At 49.4% G+C, this 21,496-nt stretch carries 19 protein-coding genes and 3 tRNA genes; 4 read left to right on the top strand and 18 right to left on the bottom strand.

Annotated features, from left to right (window positions below):
• The first annotated feature begins 204 nt into the window (after positions 1-204).
• Entirely contained in the window at positions 205-690 is a 486-nt protein-coding gene (locus ACLBLI_RS06800) for an N-acetyltransferase family protein (RefSeq protein ID WP_414830358.1), read from the top strand.
• A 435-nt stretch (positions 691-1,125) separates the two neighbouring features.
• On the opposite strand, the gene ACLBLI_RS06795 is transcribed toward ACLBLI_RS06800, so the two are convergent.
• Entirely contained in the window at positions 1,126-1,749 is a 624-nt protein-coding gene (locus ACLBLI_RS06795) for a TetR/AcrR family transcriptional regulator (RefSeq protein ID WP_414830357.1), read from the bottom strand.
• Positions 1,750-1,898: 149 nt separating this feature from the next.
• On the opposite strand from ACLBLI_RS06795, the gene ACLBLI_RS06790 reads away from it, so the two are divergent.
• Both ACLBLI_RS06790 and ACLBLI_RS06785 read left to right on the top strand, forming a co-directional pair.
• Complete coding sequence (locus ACLBLI_RS06790) at positions 1,899-2,969, top strand: efflux RND transporter periplasmic adaptor subunit (protein WP_414830356.1); 1,071 nt, start codon at positions 1,899-1,901, stop codon at positions 2,967-2,969.
• Between the two features lie 2 nt (positions 2,970-2,971).
• Positions 2,972-6,025: an efflux RND transporter permease subunit gene (locus tag ACLBLI_RS06785; protein ID WP_414830355.1), complete on the top strand. Its 3,054-nt coding sequence runs from the start codon at positions 2,972-2,974 to the stop codon at positions 6,023-6,025.
• 51 nt (positions 6,026-6,076) lie between these two features.
• Here ACLBLI_RS06785 and ACLBLI_RS06780 read toward each other — a convergent pair whose 3' ends face one another.
• The 3 genes from ACLBLI_RS06780 to ACLBLI_RS06770 form a co-directional block, all read right to left on the bottom strand.
• Positions 6,077-6,502, bottom strand: a complete 426-nt coding sequence (locus ACLBLI_RS06780; RefSeq protein WP_414830354.1) for a CBS domain-containing protein — start codon at positions 6,500-6,502, stop codon at positions 6,077-6,079.
• A gap of 140 nt (positions 6,503-6,642) precedes the next feature.
• The gene (locus ACLBLI_RS06775; protein WP_414830353.1) at positions 6,643-7,977 is read right to left on the bottom strand and encodes a glycoside hydrolase family 2 TIM barrel-domain containing protein; all 1,335 of its coding nucleotides are present in this window, start codon (positions 7,975-7,977) and stop codon (positions 6,643-6,645) included.
• Between the two features lie 167 nt (positions 7,978-8,144).
• Positions 8,145-9,155, bottom strand: coding sequence for a zinc-dependent alcohol dehydrogenase family protein (locus ACLBLI_RS06770; RefSeq protein WP_414830352.1), 1,011 nt, complete (start codon positions 9,153-9,155; stop codon positions 8,145-8,147).
• Positions 9,156-9,446: 291 nt separating this feature from the next.
• On the opposite strand from ACLBLI_RS06770, the gene ACLBLI_RS06765 reads away from it, so the two are divergent.
• Positions 9,447-10,307: a tetratricopeptide repeat protein gene (locus ACLBLI_RS06765; RefSeq protein WP_414830351.1), complete on the top strand. Its 861-nt coding sequence runs from the start codon at positions 9,447-9,449 to the stop codon at positions 10,305-10,307.
• A 147-nt stretch (positions 10,308-10,454) separates the two neighbouring features.
• Here the strand turns inward: ACLBLI_RS06765 and ACLBLI_RS06760 are convergent, their stop codons facing one another.
• The 14 genes from ACLBLI_RS06760 to ruvA all read right to left on the bottom strand — a co-directional run bounded on the left by ACLBLI_RS06760 (position 10,455) and on the right by ruvA (position 21,487).
• Positions 10,455-11,450 carry an alpha/beta hydrolase family protein gene (locus tag ACLBLI_RS06760; protein ID WP_414830350.1) on the bottom strand — a complete coding sequence of 332 codons (996 nt, stop codon included), beginning with the start codon at positions 11,448-11,450 and terminating at the stop codon, positions 10,455-10,457.
• Between the two features lie 342 nt (positions 11,451-11,792).
• Positions 11,793-11,883 (bottom strand) — tRNA-Ser (locus tag ACLBLI_RS06755).
• A gap of 119 nt (positions 11,884-12,002) precedes the next feature.
• Positions 12,003-13,064, bottom strand: a complete 1,062-nt coding sequence (nadA, locus tag ACLBLI_RS06750) for a quinolinate synthase NadA (protein ID WP_414830349.1) — start codon at positions 13,062-13,064, stop codon at positions 12,003-12,005.
• A gap of 755 nt (positions 13,065-13,819) precedes the next feature.
• A tRNA-Lys gene (locus ACLBLI_RS06745) sits at positions 13,820-13,895 on the bottom strand.
• Positions 13,896-13,939: 44 nt separating this feature from the next.
• Positions 13,940-14,015 (bottom strand) — tRNA-Lys (locus tag ACLBLI_RS06740).
• Positions 14,016-14,244: 229 nt separating this feature from the next.
• Entirely contained in the window at positions 14,245-15,048 is an 804-nt protein-coding gene (gene ybgF / locus ACLBLI_RS06735) for a tol-pal system protein YbgF (protein ID WP_414830348.1), read from the bottom strand.
• The gene (gene pal / locus ACLBLI_RS06730) at positions 15,048-15,614 is read right to left on the bottom strand and encodes a peptidoglycan-associated lipoprotein Pal (protein ID WP_414830347.1); all 567 of its coding nucleotides are present in this window, start codon (positions 15,612-15,614) and stop codon (positions 15,048-15,050) included. The genes ybgF and pal overlap by 1 nt, the downstream gene beginning before the upstream one ends.
• A 40-nt stretch (positions 15,615-15,654) precedes the next feature.
• Positions 15,655-17,010, bottom strand: coding sequence for a Tol-Pal system beta propeller repeat protein TolB (gene tolB / locus ACLBLI_RS06725; protein ID WP_414830346.1), 1,356 nt, complete (start codon positions 17,008-17,010; stop codon positions 15,655-15,657).
• Positions 17,011-17,012: 2 nt separating this feature from the next.
• Complete coding sequence (tolA, locus tag ACLBLI_RS06720; protein ID WP_414830924.1) at positions 17,013-17,795, bottom strand: cell envelope integrity protein TolA; 783 nt, start codon at positions 17,793-17,795, stop codon at positions 17,013-17,015.
• 23 nt (positions 17,796-17,818) lie between these two features.
• The gene (tolR, locus tag ACLBLI_RS06715; protein ID WP_414830345.1) at positions 17,819-18,241 is read right to left on the bottom strand and encodes a protein TolR; all 423 of its coding nucleotides are present in this window, start codon (positions 18,239-18,241) and stop codon (positions 17,819-17,821) included.
• A 38-nt stretch (positions 18,242-18,279) separates the two neighbouring features.
• Positions 18,280-18,963, bottom strand: coding sequence for a protein TolQ (tolQ, locus tag ACLBLI_RS06710; RefSeq protein ID WP_414830344.1), 684 nt, complete (start codon positions 18,961-18,963; stop codon positions 18,280-18,282).
• Positions 18,953-19,351 carry a tol-pal system-associated acyl-CoA thioesterase gene (gene ybgC / locus ACLBLI_RS06705; protein ID WP_414830343.1) on the bottom strand — a complete coding sequence of 133 codons (399 nt, stop codon included), beginning with the start codon at positions 19,349-19,351 and terminating at the stop codon, positions 18,953-18,955. The genes tolQ and ybgC overlap by 11 nt, the downstream gene beginning before the upstream one ends.
• A 469-nt stretch (positions 19,352-19,820) precedes the next feature.
• Positions 19,821-20,840 (bottom strand): Holliday junction branch migration DNA helicase RuvB, encoded by a 1,020-nt coding sequence (gene ruvB, locus ACLBLI_RS06700; protein ID WP_414830342.1) that lies wholly within the window; start codon positions 20,838-20,840, stop codon positions 19,821-19,823.
• 29 nt (positions 20,841-20,869) lie between these two features.
• Positions 20,870-21,487: a Holliday junction branch migration protein RuvA gene (gene ruvA / locus ACLBLI_RS06695; protein WP_414830341.1), complete on the bottom strand. Its 618-nt coding sequence runs from the start codon at positions 21,485-21,487 to the stop codon at positions 20,870-20,872.
• Between the last annotated feature and the right edge of the window lie 9 nt (positions 21,488-21,496).

Below are 21,496 nucleotides of genomic sequence, written 5' to 3'. Positions count from 1 at the left end.
ACGACAGCGTTATTACCTGTCGCATCATCGTCTCTGCGTGGTGAGGTAATAACGCAGGCGATGCAACATAAGATTGTTTACACTTGCGGGCAGACGAGATTGCCGGTCTGGTATATGCCTGGCTAACGCCTCTGGCAAGCCTTATCGCTACAACTGGCAACCAGGCTATGGTAATAACAACAATTATTTTTCAGGAGTTCACTCATGTCACAATCTACAACCCTTCGTCCGGCAACTGTTGAAGACTGCGCTCAGATCCTCGCATTTATCACAGAGCTGGCAATTTATGAAAAAGCCGAGCATGAGGTTGAGTCTACCGAAGCAGATATCGCCCGGACGTTATTTGGTGAAGGCGCAACTGCACATTGCATCATGTGTGAGCATGAAGGTGCGCCTGCAGGCTTTGCGGTGTATTTCTACAACTACTCTACCTGGCAGGGTAAAAATGGACTGTATCTGGAAGATCTTTATGTTTCTCCGGATTACCGTGGAAAAGGTCTGGGTAAAGCACTTTTGAAAGCGCTGGCTCGTCATGCCGTAGAAAATGACTGCGGCCGTTTTGAGTGGAGTGTGCTTGACTGGAATACACCCGCTATTGAATTCTATGAGTCGCTGGGAGCAAAACCCAAAAGCGAATGGGTGGGCTACCGGCTGGACGGTGATGCACTAACTCAGTTTGCATCTTCCTGAGTCGACCTAACACCCGCACTGGTTAATCAGAGTCAGGAGCGATGAGGGTTATTAGTTAACGCTAAGACCAGTGTCACTGTAGGTTTGCATGCGCGTTATAGCAGGCAAGGATTAGCCTGCCTTGCCCCCTGCTATCCAGCTCCTAACGTACGAGTAAGGCCAATGATACGCCCTCACCTGCGGCACAATAATCACACCCATGCTAATGCGCCCGGCTCACGCCTGCGACAACAGCGCCTGACTGTAATACCTTTTCATTTAGCAAAACCGAACTGCCGCCCGACGTGACTTTCACATTCCGCACAAATGCCAGCCGGCGCCTTGCTATCAGGGTACGAGGGGTATGGAGGACGCTGCGTGCAGCGCATTGGGACAGACATTGCCATGCCTGATGGGGTCTTAACAGCAACGCTGTCAGTATTTACCGCAGCAGATTTATACCGCGTACCGGCTCAGACACATCGCCGCTGTACTTTCCGCTACCTTGTGTTTCATACTGTTGCTAAGTGGAGGCTCAATTTTTAATAGTTGAGGCCAGAAACAGTGTCCTTTCAGCAGGCTCGACAACTCTTTTACCACGAAGTCAAGATCGTCAAACTGCAGACGACCGCCTCTCTGGGCGGCAACCAGCCAACGGTGCAACACCGTTTCCTGTGCGGTTAACTGGGATATCTCGTCTTTCAGTTTATCCGGATTATAAAAGAAATATCCAAACGCGACACGCGCCAGTTCCAGATACTCATCTCCGGTAATTAGCTCAACCTCTGCCCGCAACAGCGCCGATAATTGTGGATGTAATGCTTTGTCAGCCTCATAACGCACATCGATACTGGTCATGGTTTTGTGCCACAACTCTTTAATGAGGTGCATCACCAGTTCTTCTTTGGCATTGAAATGATTATATACCGTTCTTTTCGATACCTTCGCCAGCTCGGCCAGTTTATCCATACTGGTGGCGTTGACGCCATATTCCTGAAAAGCCTGTTTCGCTGCCTGAATGATGGCTGCTCGCTTTACATCGCTGCGCGTTCGCGTTGCCGCTTTCATAGAAGATGACATTCCCGTTTGCTGTCGGAAATCTTATTTTACACTCGACAGTTTACTTTTCAATGGCACCTCACTAAAATGCACTGCATAGTTTACTTTTACGATGCCTGACGATATGTCGCTATACTTATCATCAGCACCAACATACATAGAGAGTATCCATGTTCCCTGACTGTAAATTGTCCATCACCGGTATACTGTTAACGGCGCTCTTGTTAACCGGCTGCTCTGACAAGCTAAATGAGGAAAATGCCGGTCAGTCCGCACCCAGATATGTAAAACTGGCCACGGTAGAACCCGTGCCTGCATTTGATGAGTTTACGTTTCCGGCGATGGTCAGTGCGGTGAAGACCGTTGATCTCAGCTTTGAAGTTTCAGGACGACTGGTGCAGTTGGATATTGTGCCCGGAAGTGATGTAAACCAAGGCCATCTGCTGGCCACTATTGATCGTCAACCATTTGCACGCCGCGTTGATGAACAGCAGACACGTCGCGACCAGGCACGCCGGGAGCTTGACCGGATACAGCGTATGTTTAATCAGGATTTGGTGTCGCAAAGCTCGCTGGACAGCGCTAAAACCGCATTCGAACTGGCTGAAATCGAGTTGCAAAATGCGCAACAGGATCTTAGCTATACCGAGCTAACCGCCCCTTTCGATGCCCAGGTTTCCGAACGTCTTGTGGAAAACAACAGTGTAGTCAATGCGGGCCAGCCGATTGCCAGGCTGCAAGATGTTTCAAAAGTTTATTTTAATATCAATGTGCCTGAACGGTTACTTACAGCCAATATTGGACGGGGTATCAAGCGTGCCCGGGCGAGTCTGGCCACAACCAGAGACCAGTGGTACACCGTAGAATATGTTGAGCATCGCACCCAGCCGGATCCGGTGTCACAAACCTATGAGGTTGTTTTCGCTATGGAGCCACAGCCGGGCGTAAACGTTACGCCTGGAGCCAGAGCGATGGTAAAAGTAGAATTGGCCGGAACGCCTTATTCTGATGCGTTGGTGCTGCCTGTAAAGGCGTTAATTGGCTCGCAAGAAACTGGCTTTACCGTGTGGGTTTACGACGACACCACAAAACAGGTCTCCCCGGCTGCTGTCTCAGTCGTGCACATTCAGAATGAGCTGGCCGTCATCCACAGCGACCTTTCTGCTGGCCAGCAAGTCGTTGCGGCCGGTGCCTCGCAGATGCGGGAAGATATGATCGTACTGCCGTACCGGGGAGAGTAATCATGGATATTGCTCGTAAGGCTATTGCCAAGCCGGTGAATGTATGGCTGCTGGTTGTTATTTTGCTATTCGGTGGCATCATCGCCCTGACAGAGATTGGCCGTCTCGAGGACCCGGCATTTACCATCAAACAGGTGAAAGTGTATACCGGGTTCCCAGGTGCCAGTGCTGAAAAAGTAGAGCACGAAGTAACTGAAAGGCTGGAAATTGCCATCCAGCAAATGCCACAGCTGTATAAGCTGTCATCTGTATCCTCTCCCGGTCGCTCTGAAATTACAGTGGAAGTGAAGCGTCACTTTGATGGCTCGCAGCTTCCGCAAATTTGGGACGAGCTGCGCAAACGCTTGCGGGACGTGTCCCCGACCCTGCCGGCTGGTGCCGGAAATCCGCAGGTATACGACGATTTTGGCGACGTTTATGGCCTGTATTATGCCCTGAGTGCTCCCGATTTCACGCCGCGTGAAATGCGTGAATTTGCGCGGATCATCCGACGCGAACTACTGACAACCGAAGGGGTGGCGAAAGTGAATGTCAGCGGAGTGCAGGAAGAGCAGATAGTCGCGTATATCGACCCTTATCAACTCGCGGGACTGGGAATTTCGTTTCCCGACCTCATCAACCTGTTTAAAGACAATTTGCGCCCGTTTAACGGAGGACGTGTTCGCATTGATGACAAGCGCGTGCGCCTGATAGTGGAACGGGCACCGGACAAGCTTGAGGAAATCGCCAACATTTCGGTGGTGGTACCTGGAACCAACCGGTCGATGCGAATTGCCGACATCGCGACACTAAAATTAGAGCCAGCTGATATTCAGCCCGTCCGGATCCGTTATAACGGCCACGAGGCAATTACACTGGCAGTCTCTGCACTGTCAGATGTCAATATCGTTGATGTCGGCCACCAGGTTGACGCCAAAGTCGACCAACTGTTGCAAGAACTCCCGGTAGGTATCACGCTTGCCCCGATTTACGACCAGGCCAGCATCGTCGATGAGTCCGTCGACGGCTTTATTCTCAACCTGGTGATGTCTGTGGCAGTGGTAACGCTGACTCTTTGCGTATTTATGGGATGGCGATCCGGGGTTGTAGTGGGCAGTGTCCTGCTTATCACCGTAATGGGTACCGTACTGATTATGTGGCTGATGGGGATCCAGCTTCAGCGTATCTCGCTGGGCGCGATGGTTATTGCAATGGGCATGCTGGTAGATAATGCCATTGTTGTCGCGGAGGGCATGATGTTACGCATGGCCACGGGTGCCACCGCGAAGGAGTCTGCCAGCTTCATTGTGCGGCGAACGCAATGGCCTCTGTTAGGCGCCACTGTTATCGGCATTGCCGCATTCTCGGGTATTGGGTTGTCTGATGATGCCACCGGTGAGTTCCTTTACTCGCTGTTCGCCGTTGTGTTGGTATCGTTACTACTCAGTTGGATACTGGCGGTCACTCTGGTGCCCGTGCTTGGCGCTTACTTTTACCGGCGCGGCGTGACACAGCAGTCGTCCACCCAGGTATCGCGGTTTCAGCAGGGTTTTATCGGACTTCTTCATCAGGCGCTGCGGTTTCGCTGGCTGACTATTGGGATTTTGTTACTGATCACTGTGATGGCCTACGGAAGTTTTGGTCTGGTTAAGCAAGGCTTCTTCCCACCATCAAATGCGCCGCTTTTCTTTGTTCACTACTGGGGGCCTCAGGATCGTGATATCAGATCTACAGAAAGTATTGTTAAAGAAGCCGAGTCACGCATACTAAGTCACAATAAAGTTACCTCTGTGACGACTTTTATAGGCCAGGGCGCGGACCGCTTTACCCTCACCTATGCCCCGAAAAGCGCCAATGAAAATTATGGCTTTCTGATGGTGCGTGTGGCTGACAAGTCAGATATTCCGGCACTCACCGACGTGCTGCCTGCGGAACTGGAGGGCATCGATCTCGATGCGAATTTCTACATAGAGCGTATGCAGTTTGGTCCGGGTTCCGGTGCAAAACTGGAGGCGCGCTTTTCCGGGCCAGATACCACAACGTTACGAAAACTTGCAGACCAGGCTGTCGCAATCCTGCATGCAGACAAGAATGTCAAAGATATCCGGCACGACTGGCGGGAGAAAGGCATTGCAATAAATACCCAGTATGACAACTACAATGCCGGGATAGCAGGCGTCACGCATGCAGACTTCAGTCAGACAATACAATATGCCAGCTCTGGCCTTGAGCTGGGTGAAGTGCAGGATGGCGATTATACCTATGGCATTCTGGCTAAAATGGCGAAACCGGAAGAGGATGTCTTGCAGGCTGTCAGAAACAGCCAGGTGTGGAGCACACAGCAGCGCCAGTACGTGCCTTTTGCGCAGGTTTCCGGTGGCCTTGACATGACATCTGAAGAGTTACGTATCCATCGCCGTGAACGGATCCGCACACTTACGGTAATGGCAGAGCCTGCTGAGAATGAAACTGCGGCGGATGCGCTGGCAAGAGTCCGTCCGCAAATAGAGGCTATTGCGCTGCCCCCCGGCTACGCCCTCGAGTGGGGAGGCGAATTTGAGAGCGCGTCAGATGCTCAAAAGGCGCTGGGCGCAGGCCTGCCCGCTGGCTTTTTAGTTATGTTTATCATATCGGTGCTGCTGTTTGGTCATATTCGACAGCCATTAATTATCTGGCTGGTTGTGCCGATGGCCATTGTCGGTGTTGTCACCGGATTGCTGGCTACCGATATGCCGTTTGGCTTTATGTCACTGCTGGGTTTCTTAAGTCTGTTTGGCATGCTGATAAAAAATGCCATTGTGTTGATTGAAGAGATTGATCTTCAGATAGAAGAAGGCAGCGCAATAAGAAATGCCATTGTCGATGCCACCCAAAGCCGCTTACGCCCGGTTGCTCTGGCTGCCGTCACCACAATACTGGGAATGGCACCCTTGTTGTTTGATGCCTTCTTTGCAGATATGGCGGTGACGATAATGGGAGGACTGGCATTCGCGACAGTTCTGACGTTGATTGCGGTACCGGTGTTATACAGCCTTCTGTTCAGGGTCAGCTACCGCAGCCCCTCCTCACAAGCATAGACCGACGGAGTTATCAGAAACCATGGTTACCTCAGGGCAGCGCTGGCACAACTAGCGCTGCTTTTTCACATTTACCATGTCCTCGACATAGCGCAAAATGTCTCGCCACGAGACCACACCAACGGGTCGGTTGAATTTATCCACTACCGGCAGGCATGAGATTTTGTGCCGATTAAAAATGCTAACAGCTTTCACTATCGTGTCGTTTGGGTTTGCGGTGATAACATCACGAGTCATTATCTGATGTGCTTTGCGATCCAGTGTGGCCCTGTCTTTCTCGCGCTCGCTGATCGTATCAATAAACGGGCTTATCGCCTTCAGCATATCGCGATCGGAAATGATACCCGCCAGTTCATTGTTGTGAACAACCAGAAGGTGATGAAATCCGGTGGCGTTGAACAGCGACTGTAAGGTGGAAAGTTTATCGTCCATATGCACGCTGACCACCCGGGTCGTCATTATTTGAGCCAGACTCATAACGCTTTCTTGTGAGAGTGAATTCCTTTCATAGTAAAATAGTCTGCACAGATAGCCAATATTCTAAGTACGAACGTCGCTGTGAATATCTAAAGTCATAACGCCTTCGAATATTGTGTTGCAGCCAGTTTACCCTGGCGCTATGTGCTTTTGTTTACCCAGAACGGGATATTCGCGTTGGCTACTTTTCCGGCCTCATTTTCAGCGTACACGAACAAGCGGTAAGCGCCGGGTTCATCGGGTGCGGCAAACTGCATTCTACCGTTACCATCATGGGAGATAATGCGACCGGTGATCGCTGACGGTCTCGACTCCGGATCACCACCGGATTTTATGTCGGTACTTTCCGGCAGAATTTCCCAGCGAAAGTTCAGTGACTGATTTTCATCACTAATCAGGTCAACCTGGGCGTTGACGGTACTATTCGCCACCAAGCGAATACTCTGTGAAGCCACTCGATCATTAAGAGTAAATTGCTCGATAGAAGGCGCGCGCACTGACGGCCACTCCCCCGTCCAAAGATATTCAAGCGTATCTACCACTTCATTCGGTTTGCCAGAATCAGTAAAAACGCCATACCAGGTAGGTGTTGTTTCCTGCTTTTGCCCCCATAAAAAGGCGTACGACCCAAGCGCCTGGTCAGGCGCGGCAGCAATACCGCGTTGATATCGCTTTTGATAAATCGCCGCTTTTTCTGTACTGGTTTGTTCAATAGGTGCCCCCCAGGAAGTTTTCTGGATTTCCCAGTGACCTGTGGGACCCCACTCGGTAACCACATAAGCGTCGCGATAGCCGATAGCGTCCAGCGTTTGTGGTAAGTTTTCCAAGCCGCCATAGATATTAATACTCAGAAAATCAATGTCGGGAACCCGCGCGGCAATCAAGTCCGCTTTTTCCTGATTGATACCCGCTACAACAGTGGTAACCAGGTGATTAGGGTCGATTTTCTGGATCATGGCAGCGATATCCTGCACTGCATACCAGACGTTCGTATTGGTATAAAAAAGATCGACTTCATTGCCAATTCCCCATGCCAGCAACGCCGGATGATCTTTGTATTTCAGCACAGTCTTTCGAACACGATCTTGTTGCTGCGCGACGGCATCAGCATCGTCGTAATCAAAGCCATGGCGTTCTTTCCCCAGATGCAGACCAAGCATTACGGTCAGACCCTGCGCGTGAGCGTCGTCAAGGATCCGGGCGGCGTTTTCAGTGCTCCAGGTTCGCACCGAATTTCCACCAACGGCAGCCAGATAGGCTAAATCTGCACTTCCTCCGGCCCCTTTGATAAAATAAGGTTTGCCGTCGCGAAGCAATAACCATTTGCCATCACGCTGAGTGAGCGATACCGGCACCGCCGACGACACGTTGTTGTCGGCCTTAGTCGCAGCCTTGCCGTAGTCGTCGTCACTACTCTGACACCCTGCCAGTAAACAGACCGCAGCAGATATACCAACCAGAATTCGCTTTAACACACCCCTTTCCTTTCAATGGTAGCGCTTTCAACACATTACCCTATAGCACTGTACTGAGACAACTGCCAGCAACTCTCGCCGCTGGCAAGGGCCATAACGCTTACCGGAAATTCGCGTGGCCGCAAAGTGAAAACGACATCGTTGAACTTCAGATGTTTGTTTTGCGGTTATATCGTGATACAGATTTTACCAAAATGGGCACCGGATTCTTCATAGCGAAATGCGTCTGCCAGACTGTCCAACGGAAATGACTTATCAATTACTGGCTTAAACTTCATGTGCTCCAGCGCTTTGACGAAGTCGCGCTGATGCTTGTGGCTGCCCACGATAATGCCGGTCAGCGTAATCTGTTTGCGCATCAAGTCAGCGGTAGGCACGTCGCCACCGAGGCCTGTCAAGACACCGATTAATACGATATTTCCCCCAACCCGACAGGCTTGTATGCTGTTCGCCAGCGTAACAGGGCCTCCCACCTCAACAACATGGTCGACGCCTTCCCCGCCGGTCCACCCGCGAACCTGTTCGCCCCAGTTATCATGTTCACGGTAATTAATTGTGTAATCGGCTCCCATGGCCCTGGCTTTTTCGAGCTTCTCGTCACTGGAAGAGGTAATCGCTACGCGCGCCCCACAGGCCTTCGCGATTTGCAGCGCGTAAATGGATACGCCGCCGGTACCGAGTAATAATACGGTATCCCCCGGTTTTAACTGTGCTTCAACGGCCAATGCCCGCCAGGCCGTCAGCCCTGCTGTTGTAATTGTGGCTGACTCCTGGTGCGACCAACCCGCGGGGGAACGTGTAAACCAGTTGGCCGGTGTAATAACACAATCTCTGGCATAGCCATCGATGCCGTCTCCAGGTGTACGACTGAAGTTATCAATAGTCGGCCCGCCCGTTTCCCAGTCAGGGAAAAAAACAGAAACAACCCGGTCACCGGGTTTCAGCGCGGTGACATTGTCGCCAATAGCCTCTACAACACCCGCCCCATCTGAAAGTGGGATCCGTCCTTTCTCCGGCGGCATTCGCCCGCTGGCCACCCCGTAATCATGAAAGTTAAGCGAACTTGCCAACAGCCGGACTTTTATCTGCCCATCTCCAGGCTTGCCTGGCTCTGCTTCCTCGGTCATCTTCAACCCGTCCAGCCCGGCATCTGGATTTTCGATTCGCATTACTTTCATAACGGCTTCCCCTTATTCATCGCTGATAACATTTTTTTACATTTACGTTTTTTGTTCGGTTTAGATATAAGTATACGGCTTTTCAAGAATGGAAGGATCTTCATGAAAACCAACAGCAGTGCGAGATTGACGATGTTTTAACCATGTTCTGCACACGCTTTCAGGAAAAAAGCGTTTACTTAATATGGCTAAGGGATACCGGTTAGACCGCACGCACAAAACTTGTGCATAGTAAAAAAAGTGGGTTAAGGTTAATGAAGTTACAACACCATTACCATCAAGGATGTGAAAATGATAAAAAGAATCTTGCTACTTGCAGCAACCCTCAGCACCTTCTCTGTACTTGCCGAAGAAGTAAAAATCGGAAAGTGCGATACCAGCCAATGCAAAGAATACTTCAACGATTATAAGCGCTATGCAAAATCACATATAGACGCGGCAGCGATGCTTGGCGATATGTACCTGAATGGCTATGGAACCGAAATCGATGAAGAAGAAGCCCTTGACGCTTACATGAAAGCGGCACGATGGGGGTCGGTACTGGGAAGATACAAAGCCGGTCTCTTAATGTTGACCAGTGACGATGAGGATGACCGTGAGAAAGGGCTTACGTACCTTTCTGATGCGGCCAAACGCGGCCACCCAAATGCAATCTATTTTATGGGTGAAGTGCTTTCTAATGATCGCTATGGTTTTAAAAACCTGGAAATTGCCGATGAATGGATTGCAGCGTCAATTAAGTCACAGAACCGAAATGTCATTTACGTGCTATCGCGCCTGAATGAGGAAGGTGCTCTTAACGCAACGCAAATGCCGTTAACCGTTGCTGCGGTTGAGCGTGCACCGGATTCATTATTCCCTGGTAATGAGAGTAAAGAATTGTCTGCCATGCGCTTGCCGCCTGAGGACTCTCGCTTTGAGGTGATTGAAGTGAATGGCCCGAATCTGCGTGAAATTCTTGACCACGGCCTGGCGTTATTTAAAGCGCTGCCCAGAGACATTCATAAGAAATCAACCGGCACCCGAATTCGTGGTCGCGACTGCGACGACGTGTTCAGCTGTTCCAGTGTTCCTGCGGAAAACTGGCAGCGCTATGTTGCTTACTCGGTGCGTACACCATTTGAAGCTGCTTTGTGGGCAGCTCGGGGTTAGCGCATAACAGCCAATTCGCTTCAGGGTTTCCCAAACAACGTTAAGTAACCCTGTTCAACTATGTATGTTTTAGATAAAAGCCACGCTGTGACGTGGCTTTTTATTTGTTTGCTATCAACCTCGCGTTCACGTATTTAGTCTCAGATCCTACGTTCCTGAGTGAATAAACTTAATTAGTCTGGGGTAAAGCTGACGATGCACTTTTTCTCTATCAACGCCGCTTCGGTCTTCACATAGTGAAATCCCCATTGCTTGATGATTGTGCTGGCATTTATCGATAAAAACAAAATGACCCGCGTCATTATCTAACGAATACAGTGCGGCATTGGGAATGGCTGATGCGTAGTAACCGGCGTGATTATCAAAAGGTAAAAAGTCATTTTGTTTGGCTGCGAAAATCATAACCGGGATCGCAATGTTAGCGAGACTTTTTTCCGTGGTCATCGGCCCTGCCGCGGGGTCAAGCGCAATCACTTTAGTAATTCGTTCTTCGCGATAATCAGCAGTTGCCTCTTCCATTGAAAACGTTTGTTGAGAGGAATGCTTTACATAGTTGCAGCCCAAGTCGCCCTGCGATCGAGTTGATGCACAGTAATCCCGCGCTCTTGCAGGCGCATATCTGCCACCCGCAAGGGTGATGACAGTTGAGCCACCAGAAGAAAAGCCAATTGCCGTGATGTTATGCCAGTTTACTGGTCGATTCAGTAACGCGAGATGGTCCTGCGTATCCACTGCGTTCCGTTGAAGCAGGTTTATTACCGCCGATACTTCACTGGCTCGACGCCATAACGTTATTGCCGCTTGTGGCTGAATACTTTCAGGGCCATATACCCAAGACTCACCAAAGTGATTTATTCCTACTGTAACAAAACCTCGTGATGCAGTGGCATACCCGATCCAATTGAGCTCTCTGGCCGACCCCATTGCACCGTGGGATAGCAGGATGGTTTGATCTAAACGGGTCGTTTTGGACAAGCACAGCCTGGCCCCCTCACATTGTGTTTCGGCTGGATACCAGATAGAGAGTTTAACCGGCTGTTGTGTGTCAGGATTAATGAAATCGAGTTCTGAATAGGCGACATCAATAGCGGCAACAGCGGAAGTGGTTAAAAATAAACTCAGTAGAAAAAATAAGTTAATCATCAATTTCGTCACTTACATCGTTATTAGTGACCAGAATATTAACGGCTGTAGTGAAAGCTCACATGTGTCAAAAGTCACAATGAGCAACACAAGGTCGTGCAATAACCTCATAGCAGATTATGACTTAACCTCAAAATGTGTGATGGCCTTTCCCTGCGGTGTTAATTGCTGTGTTTCAGATATCACACTGGCGCTAAGGTTTACTCACTGCCAACGAGGGCAGCCATATCGTAACGTAAATACCGGTTTCGGTCGCAACTGACCGGGCCCGACTCTCAGCCTTCCGCTTGCACTGTCTTAACAGGTACAAAAAAACCGCCACAAGGGCGGTTCTTTTATATCTGGCGGAGAGAGAGGGATTCGAACCCTCGATACGCTACAAACGTATACACACTTTCCAGGCGTGCGCCTTCAGCCACTCAGCCATCTCTCCGGATTGTCGCTTCTGCTCCCGACTTTGTCACCTGAGAACAGATTAAGCGCGCGTATAGTAGGTAAACTCGCGCGCTGAATCAAGATAAAGTCGGGAAAAACTACCCAACTGACCAGATATTAAGCGTTTCCTGCTACTTTTAATTTAAGTTGCGCCGAAAAGTCCAGCATGCGGTCCAGCGGAATTAGTGCTTTGGTACGCAGCATGTCGTCAACAAAGATTTCATGGCCTTCGGTTGAACCGCTCAGAGAGCGCTTAATCGCTTCCAGGCCATTCATCGCCATCCACGGGCAGTGAGCACAGCTTTTACAAGTTGCGCCATTTCCGGCCGTTGGTGCTTCAATAAACGTCTTTCCTGGTGTCAGTTGCTGCATCTTATAAAAGATGCCTTTGTCTGTTGCTACTATGAACGTATCGTTGTGCATAGTTTGAGACGCTTTAATAAGCTGACTGGTAGAGCCTACGGCATCTGCCATTTCTACCACGCTTGCAGGCGATTCAGGGTGTACCAGAACTGCCGCATCCGGATACAACGCTTTCATATCCTGAAGCTTCTGCGCAGAGAACTCGTCATGTACGATACACTCACCCTGCCACATCAGCATGTCGGCACCGGTTTGCTTAGCAATATAAGAACCGAGGTGACGATCCGGTCCCCAAATAATTTTTTTACCCTGTGAGTCCAGATGCTCGACAATTTCCAATGCGATACTGGACGTCACTACCCAGTCAGCGCGCGCTTTCACAGCCGCAGAAGTATTCGCATACACCACGACAGTATGGTCAGGGTGCTGGTCACAGAATTCGCTGAACTCTTTTACCGGACAACCAATATCCAACGAACAGGTCGCCTCAAGGGTTGGCATCAGCACGGTTTTTTCAGGGCTCAGGATCTTTGCGGTCTCCCCCATGAAACGAACCCCGGCCACGATCAGCGTCTGCTCTTGTGCATCCCGCCCAAACCGCGCCATCTCAAGAGAATCAGCAACACAGCCTCCGGTTTCTTCAGCTAGCGCCTGAATTTCGGGGTCTGTGTAGTAATGCGCCACCATAACCGCATTTCGCGCCTTTAGAAGTGACTTAATCTCTTCTTTTAAGGTTGCTCTGCGATCGGCACTTAATGGTTCTGGTTTGCTTGGGAATGGATACTCTACCTGATCCACCCGAAACACTGCTGACATCGTGAAACCTGCATCTGTATTGCGACAAGGCCGTGGATTATACCCGACTGTCATAAAAATTACATACTACAAACGTAATAACGTTTGCGCGCTTTTCAACCGCTTTTTTAGAACATTACGGCAGACTGTTTGCTGCGTTCACTATTGCTACGCATTAGCTGACAAACCGATTACTTGCGCCAGGTTTCTTACTGAACTCGCAGCAAGTGTGCTCGTGTATGCAGCGACAGGATGCGATTACAAGCGCTACTACATCGCCTGTTAACATATGCCTGGAGTTTCGCTGAGTAAGCCGCATTATTGGAAAAGTTCGCACCTCGCGTTGCTCAGGCGCCGAACCGCTTCGCTTATTTCAAATCCTGCGAGGGCCTGTTTTTTTGGAGGACGATTTTAACTTGGGAAAAGAGGCTTGATGGTGGGTCGTGCTGGATTACTGCGCCTCTTCGAGGCTTGCCCTGATGGGTCGCACTAAAGTGCGTTCACCTCGCGATGCTCGGGTGTCGAACCGTTTCGCTGGTTCTAATCCTGCGCGGACTTAGTTTCTTTTTTGAAGTTTATTTTAATACTTAAGAGATTAGGCTTGATGGTGGGTCGTGCTGGATTACTGCGCCTCTTCGAGGCTTGCCCTGATGGGCCGCACTAAAGTGCGTTCACCTCGCGATGCTCGGGTGTCGAACCGCTTCGCTGGTTCTAATCCTGCGCGGGCTTAGTTTCTTTTTTGAAGTTTATTTTAATGCTTAAGAGAATAGGCTTGATGGTGGGTCGTGCTGGATTCGAACCAGCGACCAATTGATTAAAAGTCAACTGCTCTACCAACTGAGCTAACGACCCATCAAGAGGGGCGAAAAACGCGTACTACACAGTGGCTGTGAAGATGGTGGGTCGTGCTGGATTCGAACCAGCGACCAATTGATTAAAAGTCAACTGCTCTACCAACTGAGCTAACGACCCATCGTTTTATCGCTTGTTGCCTTGCCTTGGCAACGGGCGCATATAATACTTATTTCCTGAGGCTGTGCAACCCTTAAAATGGTATTTATTGCACTTTTCTTTCAAATCGCGTTTAAACGCTCAAAATGAAACCAAATCGTTCAGGAATTCTACGCACAGCTTCAGAACATAGACCATAACAACTGATTTTTTTGATGAAAAAAAACCTCTCGCGAAGAGAGGTTTTTTATTAAAGACCTGACAGTCTGGACTCAGCCAACTTTTTTGCCGATGAATCTGGATATTGCGATATCACCTGCTGAAAAAAATCTCTGGCAGACGATGCATTCCCCTGCCGCTCAGCGATAACACCAAGCTTCAACAACGCGTCTGGTCGTTTGGTTGAATCGCTGAACCGGTTCGAAACAATCTGAAACTGCTCTTCTGCTTCAGCCCACGCCTGCTTATTAAACAACAACTGACCTAGCCAGTAATGTGCATTGGGTGCAAATTCACTATTAGGGAATCGCTGGATAAAAGACTGAAACGCGGGAATCGCTTTGTCGTACTCGCGGGATTTCAGAATAAGGTTTACTGCATTATCATATGCTGAAGCCTCATCTTGTCCTGCTGGTGCAACAGGTTGCGAACTACCTGAACCCGACTCTGTTGAAGGCATGGACGGCTGTGAGCCTGTACTTACGCTTCCACCGACGCCAGATTGCTTGAGTGCTTCAACGCGTTTGTCGATCTCTAAATAGAGCTCACGCTGACGCTCCAGCACTTTTTCAAGCTTGTTAGTGTTAACCTCAAGCGCACCACGAAGTTCATCAACCTCGCCCTGCATGGTATCGATTTGCTGCTGCAAACGATGTTGCATGTCGGTCCGGCTATCCACCATACGTTCAAGGATAGCAATCCGTTTTTCCAGACTGTTCTCATTGCCGTTTACGTCGTAGACCGGCGCCTGCGCTGAGACACCTGCAGATACGGCAAGGGCGGCACACAAGGTGACGCCCCGCACTACATATTGTCGAATAACGGTATTAGCCATTATTGATAAACAACCACTCCGCGACGGTTCTGAGCCATAGCGTACTCAGTTGACCCCATCACAGCAGGTTTTTCTTCACCGTAAGACACCACGGAAATCTGTGAGCTGCTAACACCAGCATTCATCAGATACGTTTCTACAGCTTTCGCACGACGCTCACCCAGGGCGATGTTGTACTCAGGCGTACCGCGACTGTCAGTGTGGCCTTCGATAACAACGTTCTGGTCTGGATTCGCTACCAGAAACTCAGCGTGCTTATCAAGCAGTGAACGGAATTCCGCCTTGATGCTTGAACGGTCAAAATCGAAGTACACGGTTTGTTCGTTTTTCAATGATTCCAGCTCTTGCTGAACCATTTCTTCTTCACGCTGCATGCGCTCAGCCGCTTCTGCCTTAACACGCTCAGCTTCAGCTGCACGCGCCGCGGCTTCCGCTTCAGCTTGTTCTTGCGCCTGACGGTTACGCTCTGCTGCTAGCTCTTCTTCACTTGGTCCTGATGAACAAGCCATCATAGTCACCACTGGCAAGGCGATAATGAAACTTTTCATTACTTTATTCATTTGCATCCTCTTAATCCTTATATTTATTCATCAATATTTGAGTTTGTTAAAACAAAAATGGTGACCAACTCGGCGACTTAACTTGTCCATTGGCTGCTGGTAACCTAGCCTTAAAACGCCCATCAAGCGATACAAGGGATAACACCTTTTTACCGTCATGTAATGTGCTGTATATAATCATGCTTCCATTCGGCGCTATACTTGGTGACTCATCCAGATACGTTCTGGTAAGCACCTGAGGCGCACCATCATCAACTGCCTGTTTGGCGATATGGTAATTTCCATTGGTTCTGTTTACCACAACCATCTGTTTACCATCAGGGGTAATTGTGCCCCCGAGGTTCTGCTCACCAACAAACGTAAGACGTCTCACATTCCCTGATGATAAATTTACGCTATAAATCTGAGGTTTACCACCCCGTTCAGAGCTAAATATCAGGCTTTGCCCATCTGGTGCCCAGGCGGGTTCAGTATCAATGGCACGATTTCGCGTAATTCTGCGTATACTTCTGGTATCCAGGTCCATCACATAAATCTCAGGATTCCCGTCCTTTGACAGTACCATCGCCAGCTGTTTACCGTCTGGCGAAAATGTAGGGCTACCATTAATGCCTGGAAAATCAGTAATTTGCTCTCGCTTAGCAGTGTAAATATCCTGAATATAAATCTGCGGCCGCTTATTTTCAAAACTGACATACGCGATTTTCTCGCCGTCAGGAGACCATGACGGTGACATCAGAGGCTCTGGTGAAGATAGCAGACGGATTTCATTCTCGCCGTCGTAATCTGCAATCACAAGTTGGTATGGAAGTTCATTCTTTTCCCGGTCACGAACAATAACGTAAGCAATTCTGGTTAAAAATGCACCACGTACGCCAGTCAGCTTTTCATAAACGACATCACTGATACGATGCGCATGGGTTCTGAAGTCAGTTCCAGAAATAATCGACTTACCACGCGCAATGATATGATCTTCACTGGAAACCAACTGACCGTTTTTCAGCGATTTGTTCTGTCCTTTTGTAACCTGTCCGCGTAATACATCAATAAGCTCGTAAGTAACGACATAGCGGTCAACCGATTCCTGTTCAATGGTGCCTACAAGGATGGTATCGGCACCGGTACTAGCCCAACTGGCGTAGCTAACCTGAGAGTCGGTTTCTGGGTATTGGGGTAAAGCGTCCACCGGCAATGGATTGAATTTACCACTGCGCATCAAATCAGCGCGAATAACCTTGGTTAATTCGCCCGGCATACTGCCGTCGCCTTTCCATTTAAATGGGACAATACCAATGGGCCTAGCGCTATCTACCCCTTCGGTAATAACAATTTCCAGCGTAGCCTGTGCGGCCGAACTGATCATGGCACATATGAGCGCCAGTCCAATTCCGATTTTTCTCATTCTCACTGCATTTCCACTTTTAGAGTAATATCTTTTAACTGCTCATAGACATCAGGCGCGTCAGACACTGGCAGTTCTTCTGCACGTCTGACCGCACTTTCTGCTGCCCGACATAAGGCGTCATCACCACCCAGCACACGAATGCTGGTTACATAACCGGTAGTAGCCAGTCTGATGTTAATCCGACAGGTTTTCCCATTGTAGCTATCGTCATCTATAAGATACCGTTTTATCGTCTGCTGGATCAGTGCCTGATACCTTTCCACCTCGGTCATCACCTGTTGTCGACGACGTTGTTGCTGAGCTGCCTGTTCTTGTGCAAGCTGCTCTTGCATGATCCTTTCCATTTCTGCTTGCTGCTGTGCTTCCTGCTTTTTGCGTTCGGCTTCGGCCTTCTCGCGGGCCTCACGTTCCTTACGCTCTTTTTCCTTCTGCGCAGCTATACGTTTAAGTTCCTGCTGGCGCTGACGCTCCGCAGCTTCAGCTTCGCGCTTCTCTCGCGCCTCGCGCTCTGCAAGGGCTTGCTGACGTTTTTGTTCAGCAGCTTGCTGCGCTTTACGCTCACGTTCCTGTTCTTCAGCTCTTGCCTGAGCCTCAGCTTGAGCCTGGGCCCGCTTTTGATCAGCAATAGCCTGCGCATCAATAAATGTCGCTTCAATCATGGGTGCATTCGACGGCACCGATGGGAGGGGTTCAGGTGAAAAACTGACGCTAATCAGCAACAGTACGGCAATAACACCATGCACGCCCAGCGACTTATAAACCGACAGGGCTTCTGGTGACATATTGGCGAAAGGATTTTTCTTACTCAAGGTTCCACCGGATCCGTCATCAACCCAACCGTCGGCACGCCTGCTTGCTGCAACAACACCATCAACTGAATGACTTCATTGTACGCAACCTGTCCGTCTCCTTTTACTACCACGGGTGTTTGTGGGTCTTTCTGTAGCTGTGCCTGCACTAATGCGGCCAGCTCGTCACCGGCCAGCACTCTTTCCTGATCCTCACCCACATTCAGATAGTACCGCCCTTTAACATCAACAGAGGCAATCAGTGGCGGAGTATCTTCCTGTTCAATCGGGTTCGCGCTGGCTTTCGGTAAATCAACTTTAACGCCCTGTGAAATCAGCGGCGCCGTTACCATAAAGATAATCAGCAACACCAACATCACGTCGATATAAGGTACAACGTTAATTTCAGAAACCGGGCGACGGCGTTTTCGTACATACATAAACTATCCTCCTAGCAGGAACAGTGCCGAAGTACCGCTTACTGCGGTGCCTGCTGAGCAGCAGCCTGGCGATGAAGGATGGCAGAAAACTCTTCCATAAAGTTGCCGTAGCTATTTTCCAGCTTTTCTACCTGATGGCTGAAGCGGTTGTAGGCAATAACCGCGGGGATTGCGGCGAACAGGCCGATGGCAGTGGCGATCAGCGCCTCTGCAATGCCTGGCGCGACCATAGCTAGTGTTGCTTGCTGCACTTCACCCAGTGCGATAAAGGCATTCATGATGCCCCACACTGTACCGAACAAGCCAATATACGGACTTATCGACCCGGCAGTAGCAAGAAAAGGAAGTCGGCTTTCCAACTGGTCAATCTCACGGGACATGTTTACGCGCATAGCACGGTAAGTGCCATCAACAATACCACTTGTACTGGTATTACTTTTACGCAGCCGCACAAATTCTTTGAATCCGGCACAAAAAATACTGGCAAGACCGGAGACGTTGGGTCTGGCAGAGAGCTCCTGATACAACCGGTTTAAGTCGGCACCGGACCAGAATTTATCTTCGAACTGACGCATTTCACTTCTGGCAGCATTCAGCGCTTTGCTGCGCTGAAAAATAAACGCCCAGGAGGCAACGGAAACACTTAATAACAACAACATCACCAGTTGTACGATAAAACTGGCTTGTAAAAACAATCCGATAAAAGTGAGATCAGACTCCACGCGATATATCCCCTAGCAAAGTGCGTGGCAGGCGACGAGCTTTCATCTTCGCCAAATCCACACAGGCAACCTGTATTTCCGCAGTGACCAAAACGTCTTGCTGCGTGTTTGTTATAACTTGTTTAAATGTCATACTAGCGCCCCCTAATTCTACAATTTGCGTCTCAATACTCAACAGTTGATTGAATCGCGCGGGCGCGTGGTTATGCATTTCAACCCGTTTGACGACAAAGGCAACGGATTGTTCCATCAAGCTATCTTGCTCGTATCCCAGCGAGCGCAACCATTCCGTTCTGGCGCGCTCAAAAAATTTCAGATAATTGGCGTAATACACTATCCCACCGGCATCGGTGTCCTCGTAATACACCCGAATCTGACACGTATGCATAATTATGCTTCCCACAGTACAAATATTAATACCAAGCGTCATTTCGCATCGCTTAATATGCATAAAAAATCAATGCACTTGCAACCCTACAGGCCACTAAAGTATAACGATTTAACCATATATAGAACCCGCATTAACAGAAAGCTCACACATTAGTTTTTTTAATCTGAAAACGCAATTTTCCTCAATTGCAAGAAACCCTGACGTCTCTATAATGCGCGCCATCAGTCATACAGAACATGATGGCGAAAGCGGTCATGAGAGATTTTCTCCTGTTAGACATGAGTTCCCTGGATTTATTTCCTTCAACACTTGTTGTTTTAGCCCGTTCTTATGAGCGGGCTTTTTTTTGCCTGAAGTCCCGCCTGAAACTACCTTTTGCGGTGTTGCTCACGTTGATAGTCAATTATATTGAAAGCAAAACTTGCTCGCCCCAAGCGGAGCGAACCTGTTAATGAAAAGCAATCGCTCAGGCAGGCTTGACCGGCGATTTCGGCGTAAAGCCGAAGTGAAGATAAGCACGCTGCGAAACGATCCTTCCTCGCGGTGTGCGCTGTAAAAAGCCCTGTTGGATTAGAAACGGCTCAATGACATCTTCGATAGTCTCTTTTTCTTCGCCAATCGCGGCAGCGAGGTTATCCAATCCTACCGGTCCGCCATCGAATTTATCGATGATAGCCGTTAGTAACTTTCTGTCCATATAATCGAAGCCTTCTTTATCGACATCGAGCATGTCGAGTGCTTTGGCAGCAACTTCTGCACTCACGCTGCCATCGGTTTTAATTTCCGCATAGTCCCGCACCCGCCGCAATAACCGGTTGGCAATGCGTGGCGTACCGCGCGCACGGCGTGCCACTTCCTGCGCCCCGCTCTCTTCCATGTCCATATTCAGGTAGTCAGCACTGCGTTTTACTATTTGGGTTAAATCTTTTACCGAATAGAATTCCAGTCGCTGAACAATGCCGAACCTGTCGCGAAGCGGCGATGTCAGTGAGCCGGCACGCGTCGTAGCACCCACTAGCGTAAAAGGCGGCAAATCCAGTTTGATTGAGCGCGCGGCAGGCCCTTCACCAATCATGATATCCAGTTGATAGTCTTCCATTGCCGGATACAAGATTTCTTCCACTACCGGACTTAAACGATGGATTTCATCAATAAATAATACGTCATTACGTTCAAGGTTGGTCAGCAGCGCCGCAAGATCACCCGCTTTTTCAAGTACCGGCCCAGACGTGGTTTTGATATTCACGCCCATTTCGTTGGCTACGATATTCGCCAACGTGGTTTTACCGAGTCCGGGAGGGCCGAAGATTAACAAATGATCCAGCGCATCCTCGCGTTTACGGGCTGCCTGTATAAATATTTCCATCTGTTCGCAGACATGGGGCTGCCCAGTGTAGTCATCCAGCATTTTAGGCCGAATAGCGCGATCAATAACTTCATCTTCGTTATTGGAGGTGGGCGTAATGAGGCGATCCGCTTCAATCATGGTGTTTTGTACCTAACCTGAATAGTCGATTAAATGGCTGCTTTCAGCGCTTCGCGGATGACCGCTTCACTTTCCATACCGTCCTGATAAACGCTACTTACCAGTTTGCTGGCTTGTGCTGGCTTATAACCAAGTGCCACCAAGGCGCTTTGCGCCTCTTCTCTGGCATCATTTACCGCCACAATTGTCTGACCTGCCAGACTGTCAGTTGATACCGGTAACGATATGCTTTCTGACTTACCAAATTTTGCCAGACGATCTTTTAATTCCACAACCAGCCTTTCGGCCGTTTTCTTACCAATACCTGGTAAACTTACCAGCGCCGAGACATCCTCGTTCTGCACACTGGTTAAAAACTGCGGTGCAGACATGCCTGATAAAATGGTAAGTCCAAGTTTTGGACCGACGCCATTGGCTTTTATCAACTCTCTGAACAAGCCCCGCTCCATTTTATCTGCAAAACCAAACAGCAATTGTGCATCTTCGCGTACCACGAAATGGGTAAATACGGTGACGTTTTCCCCCACGGCCGGCAACTGATAAAAGCTTGTCATGGGCATCTGAATTTCATAGCCCACACCGCCTACATCTATCAGTACCTCGGGAGGCTGTTTCTCTATCAGCGTACCCTGAATTCTTCCTATCATGTTTACTAC

It is taken from the genome of Alteromonas sp. H39 (assembly GCF_047556435.1).
GTDB lineage: Bacteria > Pseudomonadota > Gammaproteobacteria > Enterobacterales > Alteromonadaceae > Alteromonas.
Note: the sequence above shows the minus strand (reverse complement) of the source record. Positions and strands in the feature narration are given on the sequence as shown.

Excerpts from the sequence above, each read along its gene's own strand:
- ACLBLI_RS06800 (WP_414830358.1), top strand. The coding sequence starts at position 205 with ATGTCACAATCTACAACCCTTCGTCCGGCAACTGTTGAAGACTGCGCT.
- ACLBLI_RS06795 (WP_414830357.1), bottom strand. The coding sequence starts at position 1,749 with ATGTCATCTTCTATGAAAGCGGCAACGCGAACGCGCAGCGATGTAAAG.
- ACLBLI_RS06790 (WP_414830356.1), top strand. The coding sequence starts at position 1,899 with ATGTTCCCTGACTGTAAATTGTCCATCACCGGTATACTGTTAACGGCG.
- ACLBLI_RS06785 (WP_414830355.1), top strand. The coding sequence starts at position 2,972 with ATGGATATTGCTCGTAAGGCTATTGCCAAGCCGGTGAATGTATGGCTG.
- ACLBLI_RS06780 (WP_414830354.1), bottom strand. The coding sequence starts at position 6,502 with ATGAGTCTGGCTCAAATAATGACGACCCGGGTGGTCAGCGTGCATATG.
- ACLBLI_RS06770 (WP_414830352.1), bottom strand. The coding sequence starts at position 9,155 with ATGAAAGTAATGCGAATCGAAAATCCAGATGCCGGGCTGGACGGGTTG.
- ACLBLI_RS06765 (WP_414830351.1), top strand. The coding sequence starts at position 9,447 with ATGATAAAAAGAATCTTGCTACTTGCAGCAACCCTCAGCACCTTCTCT.
- ACLBLI_RS06760 (WP_414830350.1), bottom strand. The coding sequence starts at position 11,450 with ATGATTAACTTATTTTTTCTACTGAGTTTATTTTTAACCACTTCCGCT.
- nadA (WP_414830349.1), bottom strand. The coding sequence starts at position 13,064 with ATGTCAGCAGTGTTTCGGGTGGATCAGGTAGAGTATCCATTCCCAAGC.
- ybgF (WP_414830348.1), bottom strand. The coding sequence starts at position 15,048 with ATGGCTAATACCGTTATTCGACAATATGTAGTGCGGGGCGTCACCTTG.
- pal (WP_414830347.1), bottom strand. The coding sequence starts at position 15,614 with ATGCAAATGAATAAAGTAATGAAAAGTTTCATTATCGCCTTGCCAGTG.
- tolB (WP_414830346.1), bottom strand. The coding sequence starts at position 17,010 with ATGAGAAAAATCGGAATTGGACTGGCGCTCATATGTGCCATGATCAGT.
- tolA (WP_414830924.1), bottom strand. The coding sequence starts at position 17,795 with ATGTCACCAGAAGCCCTGTCGGTTTATAAGTCGCTGGGCGTGCATGGT.
- tolR (WP_414830345.1), bottom strand. The coding sequence starts at position 18,241 with ATGTATGTACGAAAACGCCGTCGCCCGGTTTCTGAAATTAACGTTGTA.
- ybgC (WP_414830343.1), bottom strand. The coding sequence starts at position 19,351 with ATGCATACGTGTCAGATTCGGGTGTATTACGAGGACACCGATGCCGGT.
- ruvB (WP_414830342.1), bottom strand. The coding sequence starts at position 20,840 with ATGATTGAAGCGGATCGCCTCATTACGCCCACCTCCAATAACGAAGAT.
- ruvA (WP_414830341.1), bottom strand. The coding sequence starts at position 21,487 with ATGATAGGAAGAATTCAGGGTACGCTGATAGAGAAACAGCCTCCCGAG.